We start from the raw sequence: 362 nt of genomic DNA on the forward strand, positions 1-362 counted from the left end.
TTAGATGCTTTTGGTGGGCTTGAAGATGAAGTCGAAAATTTGCGCCAGTGTTATCGGGTATGGCATGAATGTGAAGAGCGTTTGCAAAAACAGCGTCTTAAAGTGGAAAATGCAACGCGCGAGGTGGATTATCTGCGTGCGTGTGTGGAAGAACTTGAAAAGCTTGATTTTCAAGTTGGTGAAGAGGAGGCTCGCTCTCTTCGTCGCGCAGATATGCTTAAATTAGAAAAAATAGCGACGGATATTAAAGAAGCGGATGATCTTTTAAGTGGTCAAAAATCGCCCATTCCGATGCTTTCTAATTTGGTAAGGCGCTTGGAGCGGAAAATTCCTGAGGCAGAGGAGCTCATTGCACCAGTGGT

The 362-nt window shown here is 44.8% G+C and carries 1 pseudogene; it reads left to right on the forward strand.

What is annotated here, in order from left to right:
• Positions 1-362: pseudogene (locus ACFINC_RS10670) on the forward strand (DNA repair protein RecN); the annotation flags it as partial.

Source organism: Bartonella sp. AP58NXGY, from assembly GCF_042195785.1.
Classification (GTDB): Bacteria; Pseudomonadota; Alphaproteobacteria; order Rhizobiales; family Rhizobiaceae; genus Bartonella.